At 71.8% G+C, this 18,832-nt stretch carries 19 protein-coding genes; 15 read left to right on the top strand and 4 right to left on the bottom strand.

What is annotated here, in order from left to right; genetic code table 11:
- Positions 1 to 16 precede the first annotated feature (16 nt).
- From Q4V64_RS43385 to Q4V64_RS43350, 8 genes are all read left to right on the top strand, one after another.
- Complete coding sequence (locus Q4V64_RS43385; protein WP_303714260.1) at positions 17 to 538, top strand: hypothetical protein; 522 nt, start codon at positions 17 to 19, stop codon at positions 536 to 538.
- A complete protein-coding gene (locus Q4V64_RS43380) occupies positions 511 to 2,133 on the top strand; it encodes an FAD-dependent monooxygenase (protein WP_124443542.1) in 1,623 nt (540 codons plus the stop codon). The genes Q4V64_RS43385 and Q4V64_RS43380 overlap by 28 nt, the downstream gene beginning before the upstream one ends.
- A 145-nt stretch (positions 2,134 to 2,278) precedes the next feature.
- Positions 2,279 to 3,307, top strand: a complete 1,029-nt coding sequence (locus Q4V64_RS43375; protein WP_124443634.1) for an alcohol dehydrogenase catalytic domain-containing protein — start codon at positions 2,279 to 2,281, stop codon at positions 3,305 to 3,307.
- A gap of 302 nt (positions 3,308 to 3,609) precedes the next feature.
- Positions 3,610 to 5,400: an acetate--CoA ligase gene (acsA, locus tag Q4V64_RS43370; RefSeq protein WP_124443543.1), complete on the top strand. Its 1,791-nt coding sequence runs from the start codon at positions 3,610 to 3,612 to the stop codon at positions 5,398 to 5,400.
- Entirely contained in the window at positions 5,397 to 6,482 is a 1,086-nt protein-coding gene (pdhA, locus tag Q4V64_RS43365; protein WP_124443544.1) for a pyruvate dehydrogenase (acetyl-transferring) E1 component subunit alpha, read from the top strand. The genes acsA and pdhA overlap by 4 nt, the downstream gene beginning before the upstream one ends.
- A 2-nt stretch (positions 6,483 to 6,484) precedes the next feature.
- Positions 6,485 to 7,480, top strand: a complete 996-nt coding sequence (locus Q4V64_RS43360) for an alpha-ketoacid dehydrogenase subunit beta (protein ID WP_124443545.1) — start codon at positions 6,485 to 6,487, stop codon at positions 7,478 to 7,480.
- Positions 7,481 to 7,482: 2 nt separating this feature from the next.
- Positions 7,483 to 8,973: a 2-oxo acid dehydrogenase subunit E2 gene (locus Q4V64_RS43355; protein WP_124443546.1), complete on the top strand. Its 1,491-nt coding sequence runs from the start codon at positions 7,483 to 7,485 to the stop codon at positions 8,971 to 8,973.
- 2 nt (positions 8,974 to 8,975) lie between these two features.
- The gene (locus Q4V64_RS43350) at positions 8,976 to 9,221 is read left to right on the top strand and encodes a phosphopantetheine-binding protein (protein WP_124443547.1); all 246 of its coding nucleotides are present in this window, start codon (positions 8,976 to 8,978) and stop codon (positions 9,219 to 9,221) included.
- Between the two features lie 21 nt (positions 9,222 to 9,242).
- Here the strand turns inward: Q4V64_RS43350 and Q4V64_RS43345 are convergent, their stop codons facing one another.
- On the bottom strand, positions 9,243 to 9,629 hold the full coding sequence (locus Q4V64_RS43345) for a DUF302 domain-containing protein (RefSeq protein ID WP_124443548.1): 387 nt from the start codon (positions 9,627 to 9,629) through the stop codon (positions 9,243 to 9,245).
- Positions 9,630 to 9,813: 184 nt separating this feature from the next.
- Between Q4V64_RS43345 and Q4V64_RS43340 the strand changes: the two genes are divergently transcribed.
- The 3 genes from Q4V64_RS43340 to Q4V64_RS43330 are packed head-to-tail and all read left to right on the top strand — an operon-like array spanning position 9,814 to position 12,326.
- Positions 9,814 to 11,190 (top strand): MBL fold metallo-hydrolase, encoded by a 1,377-nt coding sequence (locus Q4V64_RS43340; protein ID WP_124443549.1) that lies wholly within the window; start codon positions 9,814 to 9,816, stop codon positions 11,188 to 11,190.
- A gap of 30 nt (positions 11,191 to 11,220) precedes the next feature.
- Positions 11,221 to 11,583: a rhodanese-like domain-containing protein gene (locus Q4V64_RS43335; RefSeq protein WP_124443550.1), complete on the top strand. Its 363-nt coding sequence runs from the start codon at positions 11,221 to 11,223 to the stop codon at positions 11,581 to 11,583.
- On the top strand, positions 11,580 to 12,326 hold the full coding sequence (locus tag Q4V64_RS43330) for a sulfite exporter TauE/SafE family protein (protein ID WP_124443551.1): 747 nt from the start codon (positions 11,580 to 11,582) through the stop codon (positions 12,324 to 12,326). Before Q4V64_RS43335 ends, Q4V64_RS43330 begins: the two co-directional genes overlap by 4 nt.
- 58 nt (positions 12,327 to 12,384) lie before the next feature.
- On the opposite strand, the gene Q4V64_RS43325 is transcribed toward Q4V64_RS43330, so the two are convergent.
- The gene (locus Q4V64_RS43325; protein WP_124443552.1) at positions 12,385 to 12,666 is read right to left on the bottom strand and encodes a metal-sensitive transcriptional regulator; all 282 of its coding nucleotides are present in this window, start codon (positions 12,664 to 12,666) and stop codon (positions 12,385 to 12,387) included.
- A 77-nt stretch (positions 12,667 to 12,743) separates the two neighbouring features.
- Between Q4V64_RS43325 and Q4V64_RS43320 the strand changes: the two genes are divergently transcribed.
- Positions 12,744 to 13,307, top strand: a complete 564-nt coding sequence (locus Q4V64_RS43320) for a rhodanese-like domain-containing protein (RefSeq protein WP_124443553.1) — start codon at positions 12,744 to 12,746, stop codon at positions 13,305 to 13,307.
- A gap of 131 nt (positions 13,308 to 13,438) precedes the next feature.
- Here the strand turns inward: Q4V64_RS43320 and Q4V64_RS43315 are convergent, their stop codons facing one another.
- Both Q4V64_RS43315 and Q4V64_RS43310 read right to left on the bottom strand, forming a co-directional pair.
- The gene (locus Q4V64_RS43315) at positions 13,439 to 14,761 is read right to left on the bottom strand and encodes a GAF domain-containing SpoIIE family protein phosphatase (RefSeq protein ID WP_124443554.1); all 1,323 of its coding nucleotides are present in this window, start codon (positions 14,759 to 14,761) and stop codon (positions 13,439 to 13,441) included.
- A 46-nt stretch (positions 14,762 to 14,807) separates the two neighbouring features.
- Positions 14,808 to 15,668, bottom strand: a complete 861-nt coding sequence (locus Q4V64_RS43310; RefSeq protein ID WP_124443555.1) for a CBS domain-containing protein — start codon at positions 15,666 to 15,668, stop codon at positions 14,808 to 14,810.
- Positions 15,669 to 15,866: 198 nt separating this feature from the next.
- Here Q4V64_RS43310 and Q4V64_RS43305 point away from each other — a divergent pair, with 198 nt between their 5' ends.
- The 3 genes from Q4V64_RS43305 to Q4V64_RS43295 are packed head-to-tail and all read left to right on the top strand — an operon-like array spanning position 15,867 to position 18,830.
- Positions 15,867 to 16,367, top strand: coding sequence for a hypothetical protein (locus tag Q4V64_RS43305; RefSeq protein WP_124443556.1), 501 nt, complete (start codon positions 15,867 to 15,869; stop codon positions 16,365 to 16,367).
- Complete coding sequence (locus tag Q4V64_RS43300; protein WP_124443557.1) at positions 16,367 to 17,350, top strand: V-type ATPase subunit; 984 nt, start codon at positions 16,367 to 16,369, stop codon at positions 17,348 to 17,350. Before Q4V64_RS43305 ends, Q4V64_RS43300 begins: the two co-directional genes overlap by 1 nt.
- 19 nt (positions 17,351 to 17,369) lie before the next feature.
- Positions 17,370 to 18,830, top strand: a complete 1,461-nt coding sequence (locus Q4V64_RS43295) for a V-type ATPase 116kDa subunit family protein (protein WP_253267274.1) — start codon at positions 17,370 to 17,372, stop codon at positions 18,828 to 18,830.
- Positions 18,831 to 18,832: the final 2 nt, after the last annotated feature.

Genomic DNA, 18,832 nt, shown 5'->3' with positions numbered 1-18,832 from the left:
CGAGGCGTGGAGGGCCGTGGCCACATGCTTCCTCTCCACCTTCGCGCTGCTCGCGCGGCACCGGGTCCGTCTGCCGAAGGAACGGCAGGAGATGCGGCTGCGCTTCGCCGACGGCACCTCGGCCCGGGTGTACCGGGAGACCCGCCTCGGCAGCGGCTTGGCGAAGGACCCGTGCACGCTGGTGGTCAGCTTCCGGCTGCGCCTGGTCCGCGGGCCCGCGCACGCCCTGTTCCGCGCGGAGAGCCTGCTGAACACCCCGCTGTTCGTCGGCTTTCCTGGTTTCACCTCGAAGCTGTGGCTGGCCCACGACGAGCATGATCGCTACCGCGGCGTTTACGAGTGGGACGGCACGGAGCGCGCCGAGCACTACGCGCGTTCCCTGTGGCGGGTCCTGGCGCTGGTCAGCGTGCCTGGTTCGATCAGCTATGCCGTTGTGCCCGGGCTGCGCCGCGACGACGTGATCGCGGATCCTGGGCTGATCGAAAACATTGCGCCGCACGACAGCGCAGCATGGTGGCGCATCCAGGCCGGGACGTGACGACAGTGGTGGACTCAGTGGTGGACATCCTGGTCGTCGGGGCCGGTACAACCGGCCTCACCTCCGCCTTGGAGGCCCATGACCACGGAGCACGGATCCGCATCGTCGAGCGGCGTCCCGGGCCGTTCCGGCCCTCCCGTGCGCTCATCCTGCACCCACGTACTCTGGAGGTCCTGCGCCCACTCGGCGTCACCGACGCCCTGCTGGAGCTGGCGGACCCCGCCCCAGCGGTCGACCTTCATCTCGGCTCCCGCGTCGTCGAGACCAGGCTCGCGGACCTCGCGCTGCCCGACACGGCGTTCCCCCATCTGTCACTCATGCGGCAGATGGACGTCGAACGCGTGCTGACGCGGGCACTCGCCGACCGCGGAGTGACGGTGGAACGGGGCACAGAACTGACCACTGCCCGCGACGACGGGCACAGCGTGCGGGCTGTGCTGCGATCGCGGCACGGCATCGAGGAGATCCGCTGCCCCTTCGTCGTCGGCTGCGACGGCCCGGCCAGTACCGTGCGGGCCTGTGCCGGCATCGGATGGCGCGGCAGGCCCTACGCCGAAGAGGTGGTCCTCGCCGACCTCGACCTCGGCGGCATCGCCGAGCGCTCCGGTGCCGAGGTGTTCGCGGGGCGCCAAGGGCTGTTGTTCCTCTTCCCGCTCGGCGAGCAGGCCACCTGGCGGCTGCTGGCCACACGGACATCCACCGACGGGGCCGGCCAGAACTTCGGCCAACCCGGATCCGCCGTCCCGCAAGCCGAGCTCCAGCACCTCCTCAACGACGCGGGGCTTCAGGCCAGGATCGAGCGTCTGGCGTGGTCCGCGCGGGTGCCGCTGCAATGCGGCCTCGCGGGGCGGTTCCGCCGGGGGCGGCTCTTCCTCGCGGGGGACGCGGCTCACAACTACTCACCGGCCACCGGCCAGGGCATGAACGCCGGTATCCAGGACGCGGTGAACCTCGGCTGGAAGCTCGGCTTCGCGGCGAGCGGCTCCAGGGGGGAGTCCGCGGACGGGCGCGGTGCCGACGTGCTGCTCGACTCCTACGACAGGGAGCGCAGAGCGGCTGCACACCGACGGCTGATCCTCACTCACACGGCGTTCTGGGCGGAGGCGTCGACCGGCCGGATCCCCTCATGGCTGCGCGCGGTGGCCGCTCCGCTCACGGCCCCGGCCATACCCGCCCTCCTGCACCGGCGACGGCTGGTCGCCGAGGCCATCCGTCTCATCTCCCAGCTGCGGGTGAACTACCGGCACAGCCCTCTGTCGGTGGAGGGAACACCGCCCCTGCGTGGCGCTCCCCGCCCAGGAGACCGCCTGCCGGACGCGACCGTCAGCGTCGAAGGACCTCCCAGGCGGCTGCACGAGCTGCTGGCCCGCCCGGGTGTGCACCTGCTGCTGCAGCGCGAGGCCGACCCGCCGCCGGACGACGTGCCCGGTCCCCTGGTCACCGTCCTCCGGCTGACGAACAGCCCCGGTCGCGGGCTGGTGGCCGTCCGTCCGGACGGGCATGTCGGCTTCCGCTGCGGGACCGCCGACCCGGCCGGGCTGACCGGCTGGCTCTCATTGATCGGCGCGACGGCATCTCCGCCCACCCGGCCATGAACACCAGGCGTCGGGGCCCCACACCCCGGCCCAGGAGTCCGACGGTCCTGAGGAGCCCAACGAGCTGATGGCCCCGGTTGCCCTGGCGTCCTCCCAGCGCGACGGTGGAGAGAGTCGGCAAGAGTCAGCCAGGGAGTGGGTGACCATGCGAGCCCTCGTCTACCACGGCCCCGGACAGATCTCCTGGGACACGGTCAAGGATCCGGTCATCGAGGACCCAGCCGACGCCGTCGTGCGCGTCGACGCCACCACCGTCTGCGGAACCGATCTGCACATCCTGCGCGGAGACCTGCCCGAGGTGAAGCCGGGGACGATCCTCGGCCACGAGGCCGTCGGCGAGGTCATGGAGGTCGGCAGCGACGTCCACCACCTGCGCCCAGGGGACCAGGTGATCGTTTCCTCCGTCTCGGCCTGCGGCCACTGTCCGGCGTGCCGTGACACCATGCGCGGACAGTGCCGCGAGGGCGGTGGATGGATCCTGGGGAATCTGATCAACGGCACCCAGGCGGAGTTCGCGCGGGTCCCCTTCGCCGACTTTTCCACCCACCTACGGCCCTCCGCTCTCCCGCTCGATGACGCTGTCCTGCTCGCCGAGGTCCTCCCCACGGCCTACGAAGTCGGGGTGCGGAACGCAGAGGTGGGCCCGGGAGACACCCTCGTCGTGGTGGGCGCGGGTCCCGTCGGTCTCGCCTGCGTCGTCGTCGCGCGGCTCTATTCGCCCCGCCGGATCATCGTGGTGGACCTGTCCTCCGCCCGGCTGGAGGCCGCCGCCCGCGTAAGGCCCGATGCCGCCGAACTACCGGGGACGATGATCGCCGAGCTGTCCGAGGGACCGGGGGCCGATGTGGTCATCGAGGCATCGGGGGAACCGGACGGCTTCGTCCTGTGCACCCGCGCCGTCCGCGCAGGGGGGCACATCGCCAACATCGGCACACACGGCAAACCGGTCACGCTGCATCTCGAATCCCTGTGGCGCAAGAACGTGACGATCAGTACCGGCCAGGTGGACGCGTACTCCATACCGTGGCTGATGGAGCTGGTGAGGTTCGGACGCCTGCCCGTCTCACAGCTGGTCACCCACACCTTCGGACTCGATCGGATGGAGGACGCCTACGAGGTGTTCTCGCACGGCACCACCACCGGCGCTCTCAAAGTCGTGCTGCACCGCGAGTGAACCGGCCGACAGGGGGTCCCAACGGGTCGGTCGGCCCCTTGTTCCGGGCCGTTCGGCCCTACAACCTGCCGATGAGCGGCGGTTCTATGGAATTGAGCCGAGGGCCACAAGGAGACACGGCGAAGCGGAGTGAAACCGTGCACCGTGCAATTCGGGCCCGCAAGAAGCGGGCGGCCCCCGGCTCCATGAACGCCCAGCAGAGAGCCGCCGCCCGTCCCATCGGGCCGCCTCCTCCGGTCGAAGTGCAGCCGACGCCGTGCTCGGCGACTCTGGAGATCAGGGCAGTGCCGGGAGGAGCACCCATGCACTGGGAAACCATCCACAAGGACACCGCACCAGTCGTCCCACCCCGCCTCACCGACTATGACCGGGCTTGCTCCGCCTTCACCTGGTCGCAGGCGCGTACCGAACTGTCCGGGCTGCCCGGCGGCGGGCTCAACATGGCCCACGAGGCCGTCGACCGGCACGCGGCCTCTGACCGCGCGGACAAAGTCGCGCTGCGGTGCGTCGCCCGGGACGACTCCGTCTCGACCGTCACGTACGGGGACCTGGCCCGTCGTACGGCCCGCTTCGCGAACGCCCTGCGCTCCCTCGGCGTCGGCCACGGGGACCGGGTGTTCACGCTGCTGGGCCGCTGTCCCGAGCTGTACACCACGGTGCTGGGCACGCTGAAGAACACCAGCGTCCTCTGCCCGCTCTTCTCCGCCTTCGGCCCCGACCCGGTGGCACAGCGGCTCAGGCTCGGCGATGCTCAGGTCCTGGTCACCACCGCGGCCCTCTACCGGCGCAAGGTCTCCGAGCGCCGGGCGTCGGTTCCCGGGCTGAAGCACATCCTGATCGTCGGACGCGGCGCGGAGGACCTGCCCGGCACCGCGTCCTTCGACGACCTGATATCCGCCGCCCCGGACACCTTCACCATCCCGCCGACCTCTCCCGAAGACATGGCCCTGCTGCACTTCACCAGCGGAACGACCGGCACTCCCAAGGGTGCGGTCCATGTCCACGAGGCGGTGGTCGCCCATCATGCGACGGCTGGGTTCGCACTCGATCTGCATCCCGAGGACGTGTACTGGTGCACGGCCGACCCCGGCTGGGTCACCGGCATGTCGTACGGGATCATCGCCCCGCTCGTCCACGGCGTGACGTTGGTCGTCGACGAGGGCGACTACGACGCCCGGCGCTGGTACCGGATCCTCGGGGAACAGCGGGTCACCGTCTGGTACACCGCACCCACGGCCCTGCGCATGCTCATGCGTGCCACCCCGCGACATGGCCCGTACGACCTGCCGCTCTCCTACGACCTGTCGGCCCTGCGCTTCATCGCCTCCGTCGGCGAGCCCCTCAACCCGGAGGCCGTCGTCTGGGGCCGGGACGTGCTGGGCCTGCCGGTGCACGACAATTGGTGGCAGACCGAGACCGGCTGCATCATGATCGCGAACTTCGCGGCCTGCGAGATCCGGCCGGGCTCGATGGGACGTCCGCTGCCCGGCGTCGACGCGGCCGTGCTGAAGCAGGGCGAGGACGGCCGGGCACTGGTCACCGACGGCAGGGTCACTGAGGTGCAAAGCCCCGGCGTCGAGGGCGAGTTGGCGCTGCGGCCGGGCTGGCCGTCGATGTTCCGCGGCTATCTGCACGACAAGGAGCGCTACGACGCCGCGTTCGCAGACGGCTGGTACCTGACCGGAGACCTGGTCCGCCGGGACGCGGACGGCTGGTACTGGTTCGTCGGGCGCGCCGACGACGTCATCAAGTCGGCGGGACACCTCATCGGCCCGTTCGAGGTGGAGAGCGCACTGATGGAGCACCCGTCGGTGGCCGAGGCCGGGGTGATCGGACGGCCGGACCCGGTCGCCGGGAACGTCGTCAAGGCGTTCGTGTCACTGCGCCCCGGTGTCGAGCCGACTCCGGATCTGGAGCGGGAGCTGCTGGCCTTCGGCCGCCGCAAGCTGGGCCCCGCCGTCGCTCCCAGGGAGATCGCGTTCGACCAGAACCTGCCCAAGACCCGCAGCGGGAAGGTGATGCGCCGTCTGCTCCGTGCGCGTGAACTCGGCCTGCCCACAGGCGACTTGTCGACCTTGGAGGGATCCGCATGAGCGCGGCCCGCCCCACCCGTACGCGGAAGGACCCGGCGTCCCCGAAGTCCGGCAAGAAAACCGCGACGACCAAACGGAAAGCGAGCACCGGATCTCCGGTCGGCCGACCGGGCACCGAGCACCGGACGGACCTGCTGGAGGCGATGCTGCGCATCCGGCGCTTCGAGGAGCGATGCGTCGAGCTGTACAGCGCCGCGAAGATCCGCGGCTTCGTCCACCTCTACATCGGCGAGGAAGCCGTCGCCGTCGGCGTCAACGAGGCACTGACGCCCGAGGACGCGGTCGTCTCCACGTACCGCGAACACGGCCACGCCCTGGCTCGCGGGATCACGGCGGAGGCCGTGATGGCCGAGATGTACGGCCGGACGACCGGGTGCAGCGGCGGCCGGGGCGGATCCATGCACCTGTTCGACGCGAGCCGTCGCTTCTACGGCGGCAACGCGATCGTCGCCGGCGGGCTCCCGCTGGCCGCCGGCCTCGCGCTCGCCGACCGTATGCGGGAACAGTCCCGCGTCACCTGCTGCTTCTTCGGCGACGGGGCGTTCGCCGAGGGCGAGTTCCACGAGACCGCGAACCTGGCGGCCCTGTGGAAGCTGCCCCTGCTGCTCGTCTGCGAGAACAACCTCTACGCCATGGGCACGGCCCTGGAGCGGCACGAGGCACAGACGGACCTGGCCATGCGCGCCGCTTCCTACGGCATGGTCGCCTGGGCCGTGGACGGCATGGACGTCGCGGCCGTCGAGCAGGCCGCCCGGCGGGCCGTCGAGGGCATCCGGGTCGGAACCGGACCGCACTTCCTGGAACTGCGCACCTACCGCTTCCGCGCCCACTCGATGTACGACCCGGACCGCTATCGCCACAAGGCGGAGGTCGAGCAGTGGAAGTCCAGGGACCCGATCAGCTTGCTCATGGACCGCATGCGCGAGAACGGTGAGCTGGGTGACAAGGAGCTCGCCCGGATCGAGCAGCGGATCACCGACGAGATGGACCACGCCGTCGAAGCGGCCGAACAGGCACCAGAGGAGCCGGTCGAGCACCTGCTCCGCCACGTCACCAGTTCCTCGGCGGAGGCGGTGAGTTGACCATGGGCGTCGGCGGAACGCAAGAGGCCAAGACGACTTACCGCGAGGCGATGCGCGAGGCGCTCCGGCAGGCGCTGCGCTCCGACGACCGTGTCTTCCTCATGGGCGAGGACGTGGGCCGTTACGGCGGATGCTTCGGCGTCAGCCTCGGGCTGCTGGAGGAGTTCGGCCCCGAACGTGTCCGTGACACCCCGCTGTCGGAGTCCGCGTTCGTGGGCGCCGGCATCGGCGCCGCCCTGGCCGGGCTGCGGCCCATCGTCGAGATCATGACCGTCAACTTCAGCCTGCTCGCCCTCGACCAGATCCTCAACAACGCCGCCACCCTGCTGCACATGTCGGGCGGCCAGTTGCCCGTGCCGCTGGTCATCCGCATGACGACGGGCGCCGGACGGCAACTCGGCGCCCAGCACTCCCACAGCCTGGAAGGCTGGTACGCGCACATCCCCGGCATCCGCGTCCTCGCCCCCGCCACCCTCGAGGACGCGCGCCACATGCTGGCCCCGGCGCTCGCCGACCCCGACCCCGTACTGATCTTCGAGCACGGCAGCCTCTACAACGTCTCCGGCGAACTCCTCCCGCCCACCGCCCCCGTGGATCTGGACCACGCCGCGATCCGCCGCCCCGGCACCGACATCTCCCTGATCACGTACGGCGGTTCACTGCCCAAGGCGCTCGCGGCGGCGGACGAACTGGCCACCGAGGGCATCAACGCAGAGGTGATCGACCTGCGCACGCTGCGTCCCCTGGACGGCGCGGCCATCACCGCTTCGGTGGCCCGAACGCATCGTGCGGTGGTCATCGACGAGGCGTGGCGGACGGGAAGCCTCGCCGCCGAGGTGTCCGCGCGCATCGCCGAAGAGTCGTTCTACGACCTGGACGCGCCCGTCGAGCGGGTGTGCAGCGCGGAGGTGCCCATGCCGTACGCGCGGCGGCTGGAGGAGGCCGCCCTGCCCCAGGTCGCCGACATCGTCGCGGCCGCCCACCGGGCGGTGGACTGATCATGGCCGAGTTCACCATGCCGTCCCTCGGCGCGGACATGGACGAGGGAACGCTCCTGGAATGGCTGGTGGGGCCCGGTGACCTTGTGCACAAGGGCGATCCGGTCGCGGTCGTCGAAACCGCGAAGTCGACGATCGAGGTGGAGTGCTTCGAAACCGGAACGATGACGGAGCTGCTCGTCGAGCCCGGCACGACGGTGCCGGTGGGCACGCCGCTCGCGCTCATCGGGGCGGCGGCGGAGAAGCCAGGGGAACCGGGAGGAGCGGGAAAGCCGCAAGAAGCCCAGAAACCGGGCAAGGTCAGCAAGCCCGAAGGCCCCACGGAAGCCGAGAAGGCGGCGGAGCGACGACCTGTCCGCCACGCACCGAAGAAAGGCGAGCCCCCCGAGCCCCCGTCCCCGCCACCCGAACCCGCCCCGGTCCCGGTGTCGGTGTCGGCGCCGTCCGCCGCTCGGGAGCGCGGCCACATCGAGGCGGGCCCCTTGGTCCGGCACCTCGCGGAGCAGAGCGGCGTCAACCTGGAGACGCTGCACGGCTCCGGACCAGGAGGCCGCGTCACCCGCACCGACGTCGAGGAAGCGGCGGCCGCCCGAGCCACTGCTCGGCCGCCACGCGTGCGGGCCACCCCGCTCGCTCGGCGGCTCGCCGCCGAACTGGGCGTCGATCTGGCCACAGTGACGGGGACGGGCAGGGAGTCGGCCGTCCGTGCCTCGGACGTACGCCAGGCAGCCCCGGGCCCGGCGGCCCCCGCCCCGCCCGCGTACGCGGGCGCCGCCGCGGTACGTCCTTCCGCGGTACGATCTTCTGCCGCCCGTCCTTCCGAAGACCGGGCGGCGGCCATGCGCCAGGCGATCGCCGGCCTGGTGACCCGCGCCAACCGGGACATCCCCCACTACTATCTCTCCACCACCGTGGACATGGCCGCCGCGATGGCCTGGCTGCACGAGCACAACCGGCGCAGCCCGGTCGGTGAACGGCTACTCCCCGCGGCCCTGTTGCTCAAGGCGGCGGCCCTGGCGGCCAGTGAGGTCCCGGAGTTCAACGGCTTCTGGACCGATGACCACTTCACCGCAGGCGAAGGCGTCCACCTCGGCGTGGCCGTGTCCCTGCGCGGCGGAGGGCTCATCGCCCCCGCGCTGCACCACGCCGACACCCTGACACTCACCCAGCTGATGAGCGCCCTCAAGGATCTGGTCACCCGGGCCCGCACAGGCAGGCTGCGTGCTTCCGAGGTGTCCGACGCCACGATCACGGTCACCAACCTCGGCGACCAGGGCGTGGAAACCGTCTTCGGCGTGATCTACCCGCCGCAGGTGGCTCTGGTCGGCTTCGGCCGGGTGGTCGACCGGCCATGGGCCGTCGACGGCCTGCTGGGCGTGCGCCCCGTGGTCACAGCGACCCTCTCGGCCGACCACCGGGCGACAGACGGTGCCGTCGGTGCTCGCTACCTCACGGCGGTCTCCCGCATCCTGCAGAACCCGGAGCAGCTGTGAACATGAACCGAACCGATGCACTGGACATGGTCAGGGAATCGATCTCCTCCGTCATCCCCGACGCCGACGTCACCGCCCTGGCGCCCGACGACGCGTTCCGCGAGGTGCTCGACATGGACTCGCTGGACTTCCTGAGCTTCGTCGAGGTCCTCAGCGAACGGTCCGGCATCCGCATCGAGGACGAGGATACGCCTCGGCTCACCACGCTGTCGGGCAGCGCCGATTTCCTGGTCACCCGCACGCAGTGAGGCGGGAATAGCACGGACCGGTCAGGACAGTGAGGCCAGAGCGGCGTCCAGCCGGGCTGTGGCTTCGCCGGCGACGGGCTGCAGAGTCGGCAGGCCCGTTAGGGTGACCATGGTGTTCGGGTCCAGAGCCTGGACGGTGGTCCGGTCGCCGTCCCGGCGGACGACGACGTTGCACGGCAGCAGCAGACCAATGCTGCGGTCGGCCTCCAGAGCCCGGTGGGCCAACGGTGGGTTGCAGGCGCCGAGGATCACGTAGTCCTCCACGTCGGCACCGAGCTTCTCCTTCAGCGTGGCCTTGATGTCGATCTCGGTGAGGATGCCGAAGCCCTGGTCGGCCAGTGCCCGGCGGACGGCGGTGACGGTCGCGTCGAAGTCGGTGTCGAGGCGGACGGTGCGGTCGTAGGACACGAGGTCTCCAAGGTCGTACGGACGAGCTGGTTCCGGTATATCCCGCCGGGTACCCACAACGACGACGTGAGCTGAACAGGTAGGTGACCACGCGTCCCTCCGGAATACCCCCCTGGGTATTTCTTGTTAGGCTGAGTGTCGAATACCCCCCGGGGTACCCCGTTCTTCTGTGAGGAGTCCTGCCGTGTTCTTCGTCGACACCCTGAAGATCGAAGGTCTGGGCAACCGCAGCTATCTGGTCGGCGGGTCCCTCGCCGCCGTGGTGATAGATCCGCCGCGCGACATCGATCAGGTGATCGCCACCGCCGCCCGCCGCGGCGTGCGCATCGCGTACGTGGCCGAGACCCATGTGCACAACGACTACGTCACCGGCGGCCTGGAGCTGGCCCGGGTGACCGGCGCGCGTTACCTGGTACCAGCCGGAGCATCGGTGTTGTTCGCCCGCACGCCCGTCGCCGACGGTGACTCCGTCGCCGTGGACGCGGGACTGGTGCTACGCACCATGGCCACTCCCGGCCACACCCCGCACCACACGTCCTACCTGCTGGAGGAGGACGGGCGGGCGGTGGCCGCGTTCACCGGCGGGTCGCTGCTGATCGGCAGTGTGGGGCGGCCGGACCTGGTCGAGCCGCGGCTGACCGAGCGGCTGGCCCGCGCCCAGCACGCCTCCGCCCACCGTCTGGCCGACGAGCTCGACGACGACGTGCAGGTGCTGCCCACGCACGGATTCGGCAGCTTCTGCTCCTCCTCGCAGGCCGAGGGGGACGCGACCACGATCGGCGCGGAGCGCAAGAACAACGACGCGCTCACCAAGGACGTGGACACCTTCGTCGCGGAGCTGCTCACCGGCCTGGACGACGTGCCCGCGTACTACGCACACATGGGCCCTGCCAACGCCGTCGGCCCCGCCCCCGTCGACCTCACCCCGCCCCGGTCCGCCGACGCGGACGAGATCGCCTCCCGGCTGGCGGCCGGCGAGTGGGTGGTGGACCTGCGCAACCGCGTCGCCTTCGCCGAGGGCCACGTGGCCGGCTCGTTCAACTTCGAGGGCGAGGGCAAACTCGCCACCTACCTGGCGTGGCTGATCCCGTGGGGCAAGCCCGTCACCCTGCTGGCCGCCACCCCCGAAGACATCGCCGCGGCCCAGCGGGAACTGGCCCGGGTCGGCATCGACCGTCCGGCGGCCGCAGCCACCGGTGAGGCGCAGACCTGGATCGGCGAAGGCGAGCGTCTGGCTTCGTTCCGTCGCGCCCGCTTCGCCGATCTAGCCGACACCCGCGAGCGGGGCGAGAAGGTGGTGGTGCTGGACGTGCGCCGTGACGCCGAGCGGGCCGACGGGTTCGTGAACGGCTCGGTGCACATCCCCATCCACGAGCTGCACGGCCGTCTCGGGGAGATGCCCGACGGGGAGGTGTGGGTGCACTGCGCCGGCGGGATGCGTGCGGCGATCGCCGCCTCCCTGCTGGACGCCGTCGGACGTGAGGTGGTCGCCGTCGACGACACCTTCACCGCCGCGGGCGAAGCCGGGCTGCCCCTGACCCGACCCGCCGGCACCGACTGAACAGCATCGCACCCACGCAAGGAGCCCCTCATGTCGCCGTTCCTTCGCCGCGGCCCCGACCGCCTCAGCCCCGAGCAGGCCCATCGGCAGATCGCCGACGGGCAGGCCGTCCTCCTGGACGTCCGCGAGACCCCGGAGTGGAACTCCGGACACGCGCCGGGCGCACTGCACCTACCCCTGTCCCGCCTGATGGCAGGTGCCCCACTGCCCGACGCCGTACAGGGCAGGCGGGTGGTCACCATCTGCCGCTCGGGGAACCGCTCCCGCACGGCGGCGGACATGCTGACCGCCGCGGGCGTGGAGGCCACCGACGTCACCGCCGGCATGACCGCCTGGGCCCGGCAGGGTCTGCCGGTCATCGGCGTGAACGGCAGCGGCGGAGTCATAGAGTGAGCGAGCTGATCCTGGCCCTGATCGCCGGAGGCGTGGTGGGGCTGGCACTCGGCGCGCTCGGCGGAGGCGGCAGCGTCCTGGCGGTGCCCGCGCTGATCTATCTGCTCGACTTCACCCCGGCGGCGGCCACCACCGCCAGCCTGCTCATCGTCATCGCGACCTCGCTGACCGCCCTGTACGCCCACGCCCGCGCCGGGAACGTGCGGTGGAGGACCGGAGCCCTGTTCGCGTCGGCCGGACTTCTGCCCGCCGCCGCGGCCGGGGCCGCGGCGGGTCGCCTGCCCCAGCCACTGCTGACCGGGGCGTTCGCCGCCGTCGCCGCCGTCGCGGCACTCCGGATGCTGCGCCCCGTCCGCACCGCCGACGCTCCCCGGAACGCACGACCGGCCCGGGCCACCGGCGTCGGCGCGGGGTTGGGCGCGTTGACCGGGCTGCTCGGCGTCGGCGGTGGCTTCCTCGCCGTCCCGGCCCTGGTCACGGTGCTGGCGTTCGAGATGCAGGCCGCGATCGGCACCAGTCTGCTGGTCATCTCGGCCAACTCGCTGGCCTCGCTGGCCACCCGGGGAGCCACCACGGCGGGCGTCGATTGGGCGGTGATCGGACCGTTCACGGGGGCCGCGATCCTGGGTGCCTGGGACGGCAAACGGCTGACCACCCGGGTCTCCGGCGCCCTGCTGCAACGGGCGTTCGCCATCGTCCTGCTGGCCGTGGCCGCCTTCATGCTCGCCGATGCCCTGACATGACCAGCCAGCCGAAGGCGGGCCCGATACGGCACCCGTCAGGCCGGCGAGAGGAATCCCCTCAGGCCAGGGACAGGAAGAGCTTCTCCAAGCGGGCCCGCATCTCCTCACGGTCCCCGGAGGAGGCCATGTCCGAGTCGGTCAGGCAGTGCTGCAACCCGGTGGCGATGATCGCGAAGCCCGCCTTGTCCAGCGCGCGGGACGCCGCCGCCAACTGCGTGACCACGTCCTCACAGTCCCGCCCCTCCTCGATCATGTTGATCACACCGGCGATCTGGCCCTGCGCCCGGCGCAACCTGTTGACCACCGTCTTCAGCTCTTCAGCCGCCATCGCCAGTTCCACGACCCACACTCCTTCACAGATACCCCGGCGGGTATCTTACCGAAGGGGTAACGCCACCGAAGCAAAGGAAAATCCCCGTGGCACACACCGCCCTCACCCCCGCCCAGGCCCACGCCCGCCTTCACGAGCTGACCGTCATCGACGTACGCACACCCGGCGAGTACGCCTCCGGCCACCTGCCCGACGCCCACAACATCCCGCTGGCTCATCTCGACGCGGCGCTGCCCGCGCTCAAGACGGCCGCCGACCGCGGTGACCTGCTCGTCGTGTGCGCCTCCGGCGCCCGCTCCGCCGAAGCCTGCCGACGGCTGGCCGAGGTTGGCATCACGGCCGCCACCCTGACCGGCGGCACCAACTCCTGGACACAGCTCGGCCACGACATCCACCGCCCCGCCGGCACCCGCACGCCCTGGCCGATGGAACGCCAGGTCCGCCTCGCCGCCGGGTCCCTCGTCCTGACCGGCCTGATGGCCGGACGGCTCCGGCCGGGAGCACGGTGGCTCTCCGCGGGCGTCGCCGGCGGGCTGGTCTTCTCCGCCCTCACCGACACCTGCGGCATGGCCCGCCTGCTCGCCAAGCTCCCTCACAACCGGCCGAGGGCACACGACCTGGATGCGACGATCACCGCGCTGAGCGGCTGACCCCGCCCTGCACCCCACCGCCCTTGCGCATGCCGACGCCGTTCTTCGCGGCCGCGATCCCGCCCGCCACGTGCGCGCCGTACGGGCTCTCGTCCGGGCCGGGCCGCCAGCGCCGCCCCGAACGCCCATGGTCAGGTGCCCGGAGTGCGAAGGGCAAGGATGGCCATGTCGTCATGGCCGTCGCTGGGGTGATGGTCTGCCAAGGCTTGGACGAGGTCTTGCAGGGGCAGGGCGGCGTGCTCGGTGGCGAGGTCGGCCAGGCGCGCCAGTCCGGTGTCGATCGCGTGCGCGGGGTGCTCGACGAGCCCGTCCGTGAACAAGATCACGGTGGAGCTCGCCGGCATGGGGTGGGTGTGGTCGTTGCGCGGCTGGGCGGTGTCGACGCCGAGCGGCAGATCCGGGTCGGCGTGCAGATAGCTTGCCCGGTGGTCGGGGGTGAGCAGCAAGGGCGGAGGGTGGCCTGCGGTACTCCAGCGCAGTGTCCAGGCGCCCGGCTGGGCGGGTTCGATGCGGGCGAGGCAGGCGGTGGTGACGGGCTCGTCGGTGATCGCGGCGAGGGCCCGGTCAAGGTGGGCGAGGACGGCACTGGGCGAGGTGCGCTGGTCGTAGAGCAGGGCGCGCAGCATGTTGCGGATCTGGGCCATGGCGGCCGCGGCCTGCAGGTCGTGGCCGACGACGTCGCCGATGACAGCGGCGCAGGCATGGTCGGGCACCAGGAGGGCGTCGTACCAGTCTCCGCCGATGTGGCCGGGTGTGGCGGCGGGGCGATAGGTCGCCGCGGCGCTGAAGGGGCGCAGGTCGGGCAGACGTGGCAGGAGAAGTCGCTGGAAATGTTCGGCGTCGAAGCGGGTCTGCTCGTAGAGACGGGCGTCGTCGATGGCCAGGCCCGCGGCGCCGGCGAGTGCGACGATGAGGGCTTCGTCGTGGACATCGAAGGGCTGCCCGTCGCGCCGCTCGGCGACATAGAGGTCCCCGTAGATTTTGCCGCGGGTACTGATCGTGGCCCCGAGCAGGGTGCGCATCGGCGGATGGCCGGGCGGGAAGCCGGCCGAGTCCGCATGGGCGGAGATGTCATCGACCCGCAGCGGTCCCGGGTGGGTGATCAAGTGGCCCAGCAGGCCGCGGCCGTGCGGGAACTCCACCCCAGCCAGGTCGGCCCGCTCCTGCTCGGACAGGCCGACCGGAATGAATCGATCGAGGTATCTGCCGTGCTCATCGAGCACGCCCAGCGCGCCATAGCGGGCGCCGACCAGCTCCATCGCGGTATCGACGATCAGGTGCAGCACGACGGACAAGTCCACTTCCCGGCCGATGACCGCCTCGTACAGGTCATGCAACTGGTCTTGCGCCCTGGCCAGCGACCTGAGCTGCTCGGCGATCACGTCCAGCTCCGCGCCCAGACGCAGACGCCGGGGGACATCCGGCAGCTCGGGCTGGTTGGGTTTCTTTGGCATCACCGACGCCTGTCCGTCTGCTGTTCGTTCGGTCTCGATGGCCTTTTCAGTCGGCTTCCGTCTCGTCGATCACATCGACCACGTCGTCGATGTCCCGCACCGATGCGAGCAGCTCCGGGCCAAGGGTCTTGTCCAGTCGCCCCGTCATCGTCACCACCCCGCTCTCCACGGCGACCTCGACAGCGCGCGGATCCAGCAGATGCTGACCGACCAAGGACTCGACCTCGGCCCTGATCTCGGCGTCGTCCCGGATCAGCGCCCGTAGCAGATCTCGCCGACTCACCACACCGACCAGCCGACCGCGATGGTCGGTCACGGGGAGCCGCTTCAGCCGCGCGTGAGCGGCGGTCCACGCGGCATCCGCCACGCGCTCCGCCGGGTGGACGGTGACCGGCGGGAAGGTCATCAAGGTGGACGCCGTGTCGCCGTGGCTCTTCTCGTACAGGCGGTGCTGCCGGAGCCTGCCGGCAGGTCCGTGCCGGTGCGGTTCCGCCATGACGGCGGCCTTGGCCAGGAGATCCGACTCCGAGACGACACCGATCACATGATCGTCGGCGTCGACCACCGGTACGGCGCTCACCTGCTCGCGGGCGAGGGTGTGGGCCACGTCCAGGAACGGCATGTCGCCGGGGACGGAGACCGCCGGAACCTGCATGACGTCCCGCACGTGGGGTGCGGCCGGTACCTGGGCGGAGGGCGCGTGCGCGGCCGTGGCCGGCGGCTCGGCTCTTTCCTTTCCGGCAGCGGGCTCGGACTTCTCGGTGCTCCTTGCCGACACGGCGGCGGCGACCGCTGCGAGGTAGCGGCGCAGCGCGTCCCGGCGCGGTTCTTCCTGTGGTGTCCAGGGGCGGCCCGGCGTGGTGCGGCGGGCATCCTTCTCCGCGGAGCTGTGCTCGAAGTCGCTCACGGCTGCCTCCCAGGGGACGCCGTCCACCTACGGGGTCAGTCTCGCATCGATGCAGTGGTGTGGCCTCCGGGCCGAACGGCCCCCGTGTGGGACAGGTGGCCCAGCGCGGCGCGACAGGTCTCCGTCCACCGTAGAGACTGGGAAGCGCTCCACGGGGAGACTGGAAGCAGGGTCTTGGACCGACCTGGAGGAGAGTTCGTGGCGGGTTTCCGGGACTTTCTGACACGGTTCCGGCCGGCGGCCTCGCCCGGCCGAGCCGCACCGGGTGGTGTCCCCGCTGACCGCTCCGCCGAACTGCGTGCGGAACTCGCACCACCCCTGGCCCTGCTCGAACAGGCGGAGGTGGAAGCCCGGTCCATACGTGAGCGGGCCGCCGACGCCGCCGCGTCACGCCGTCAGGAAGCCGGACGGCAGGCCGAGGCCATCGTGGCCGAGGCGCGTGAGGAGGCCCGTCGAGTACGGGCGCGGGCGGCCGAGCAGGTGCTGCGTGCCGCCGAGGGCGAGGCGGCGGCACTGCGCGCAGCGGCCGAGCGCGAGGCAACCGCCGTACGCGAACGTGCCCGGACCCGGACGTCCCCACTCGCCGACCGTGTGCTCGCACTGGTGCTGGAGGACCTCGTGGCGGAGAAGGAAACGCCACCCGCACCGGCACCTCACACGGCTCCGGGCCGCGGAAGGCCCCGGGAGGGTGATCCCTGATGGGAGCCGGATGGGTGGCCGGCGTGACCCGGGCACGGGCTCTGCGGACCAGGTGCCTGGGCACGGACGGCGTCCGGAACGTGGCCGGGTCCCCGACGCTGGATGACGCCTTGCGCTACTTGGCGGCCACCGCGTACCGGCACGACGTCACCCCCGGCGCCACCCCGGCCGAGGCCCAGCGGGCGGTCTCGGCGACTCTGCTGTGGCATCTGCGGGTCCTCGCCGGCTGGCAACCGGCGACCGGCACCGCTGCCATCCGGGCACTGGCCGCCGGATTCGAGATCTCCAACACCGAACACCACCTGCGTTCCCTCTCGGCCGAAACCCCCGACCCCGCCCCAGTCGAACCGCGACATGCGGGGACCCCACGCCTCCACCCCCCGCCCTATCGCCTGGGCGCGCTGGCAATCGCCTGGACGCGACTCGCCCGCACGCGTACGCCGTCCGAGCTGCGTTCCGCGCTGGCGGCCTCCGTCTGGGGCGACCCCGGGGGCGACTCCCCGGCCGCGGTCTCCACCGGCATGCGGGTCTCCGCCGCCCTACGGCTCGCGACCGCCGTTCCGGACGCGGCGCGCTGGGCGGCAGCCCGGCTCGCCCTGCTGTTCGCCCGCGAGGTGTTCGTCGTCGGCCGCCGGATGCCGGACGTCTCCGCCCGCCGGGCAGCCCGCCTGCTCGGCCCGCAAGCGGTGAGGGCGGGGTCGTACGCCGACTTCCGGCAGGCGCTGCCGGCCTCGGCGCAGTGGCTGCTGAAGGACATCGACGAGGCGGCGGACCTGTGGCGGGCGGAGGCACGGTGGTGGGAGGCGGTCGAGCGGGACGGCCGGGAACTGCTGCGCCGGTCCCACTTCGGTCCCCAGCCGGTGGTGGGTGCCGCGGCCGTGCTGTGCGCCGACGCCTGGCGGACCCGCGGCGCGCTGGAACTGGCCGCCCGGGGCGGCGGCCCCGGGGACTGGCCCGCGGAGGTGCTCGATGCTCCGGGCTGAGACCGCGATCCCCGTTCGCATGCGCAGGGTGGCCATCGTGGCGCCCGAGCCGGCGCTGCGGGAGAGCCTGGTGCGGATCGCCGAGGCGGACTGCGTCGAGATCGACCTGGCCGGGGACGGCGGGCCGGAGATCCGTGGGCCTGCGGCGACGCGCCTGCAGCGGCTGCGCGCCGAGCCGGCACAACCCGTTCTCAGCGAGGCTGCCCCCGATCTGGACGCCCTGGAGCGCGAGGGCCGGACGGACCTGCTGGCGGGCGAGGCGCAACTGGAGGAACGGCTCGGCAGCGCGGTCCGGCACGGTGCGGTCGCGGCGCTGGCCGGCTGGTGCCCCGAGACGGAGGTGGGCGCCACGGCGGCGCGCATCGCCAGTGCCGGGGGCGCACTCGTACCGCTGCGGACGCCGCGCGGTGTCGACCCGCCGACCCTGCTGACCGGAGCGGGCACGTCGCACCCGGGGTATGCGGCGACGACCGTGCGGCGTTCCTTCACGCCCCTGGTCACGACGTACGGAACCGTGCCCTACGCCGACCTCGACCCGACGATGGCGGCCGGGATCGTCTACGTGGTGATGTTCGGCCTGATGTTCGGCGACGCCGGGCACGGGCTGCTGCTGGTCGCCATCGCGCTCCTGCTCCGGGCGGGGCGGCCACGCCGGCTCGCGGCACTGCGTCCGCTGTGGCCCTTCGTCGCCGGGGCCGGGCTGGCCGCCACCGTGGCCGGTGTGGCGTACGGCGAGTTCTTCGGCCCGACCGGGGTGCTGCCGGTGCTGTGGCTGGAACCGTTGGAGGAGCCCATGCGGCTGCTGGCCGCCGCCGTCGGGCTCGGCGCCGTGCTGCTCGCCGTCGCCTATGCCGCGGGGATCGTGAACCGGTGGCGGGAGGGCGGACCGGCGGTGGCCCTGTACGCGACGACTGGCATCGCCGGGGCGGCGCTCTATCTCGGTCTTGCCGTCATCGCCGGGTATGTGTGGCTCGGCCAGGCGGCGTACGGCGTCGTGGGGGCCGTGATCGCCGTCGTCGGCCTGGGCCTGGCCGGGGTGGGGCTGTACGCGACCACGGCGGGCGGTCCGGGCGGTGCCGTACAGACCGGCATCCAGCTCTTCGACGCGGTGGTCCGGATCGGCTCCAACGTCGTGTCCTTCGCGCGGCTCGCGGCCTTCGGCCTGACCCATGCGGCGCTCGGCGCGATCGTCTGGGACGGCACGACGGCGCTGGCGGGCCGGGGCCCGGTGGCCGTCGTCGCGGCGGTGCTCGTCTTCCTGCTCGGCAATGCCCTGGCCTTCTCACTGGAGGCGCTGGTGGCGGGTGTCCAGGCACTGCGGCTGGAGTTCTACGAACTGTTCTCCCGGCTCTTCGAGGGCGAGGGCCGCGCCTTCAGGCCCTGGCACCTGCCCGTGGAGCACATCGCGGGTTCAGCCACTGCCGCCGGGCCGCCCGCAACAGCGGAGCCCGTCCGACGAGGCCCGGCGAGGGAGGAGTAATC

Origin of the sequence: Streptomyces sp. NL15-2K, from assembly GCF_030551255.1 — a bacterium.
Lineage (GTDB): Bacteria > Actinomycetota > Actinomycetes > Streptomycetales > Streptomycetaceae > Streptomyces.
This window is presented reverse-complemented; position numbering and strand designations above follow the sequence as displayed.

Bases quoted from the DNA above. Each gene is read 5' to 3' on its own strand.
- Q4V64_RS43380 (WP_124443542.1), top strand. From the start codon at position 511: ATGGTGGCGCATCCAGGCCGGGACGTGACGACAGTGGTGGACTCAGTG.
- Q4V64_RS43375 (WP_124443634.1), top strand. From the start codon at position 2,279: ATGCGAGCCCTCGTCTACCACGGCCCCGGACAGATCTCCTGGGACACG.
- acsA (WP_124443543.1), top strand. From the start codon at position 3,610: ATGCACTGGGAAACCATCCACAAGGACACCGCACCAGTCGTCCCACCC.
- pdhA (WP_124443544.1), top strand. From the start codon at position 5,397: ATGAGCGCGGCCCGCCCCACCCGTACGCGGAAGGACCCGGCGTCCCCG.
- Q4V64_RS43360 (WP_124443545.1), top strand. From the start codon at position 6,485: ATGGGCGTCGGCGGAACGCAAGAGGCCAAGACGACTTACCGCGAGGCG.
- Q4V64_RS43355 (WP_124443546.1), top strand. From the start codon at position 7,483: ATGGCCGAGTTCACCATGCCGTCCCTCGGCGCGGACATGGACGAGGGA.
- Q4V64_RS43350 (WP_124443547.1), top strand. From the start codon at position 8,976: ATGAACCGAACCGATGCACTGGACATGGTCAGGGAATCGATCTCCTCC.
- Q4V64_RS43335 (WP_124443550.1), top strand. From the start codon at position 11,221: ATGTCGCCGTTCCTTCGCCGCGGCCCCGACCGCCTCAGCCCCGAGCAG.
- Q4V64_RS43315 (WP_124443554.1), bottom strand. From the start codon at position 14,761: ATGCCAAAGAAACCCAACCAGCCCGAGCTGCCGGATGTCCCCCGGCGT.
- Q4V64_RS43300 (WP_124443557.1), top strand. From the start codon at position 16,367: ATGGGAGCCGGATGGGTGGCCGGCGTGACCCGGGCACGGGCTCTGCGG.
- Q4V64_RS43295 (WP_253267274.1), top strand. From the start codon at position 17,370: ATGCGCAGGGTGGCCATCGTGGCGCCCGAGCCGGCGCTGCGGGAGAGC.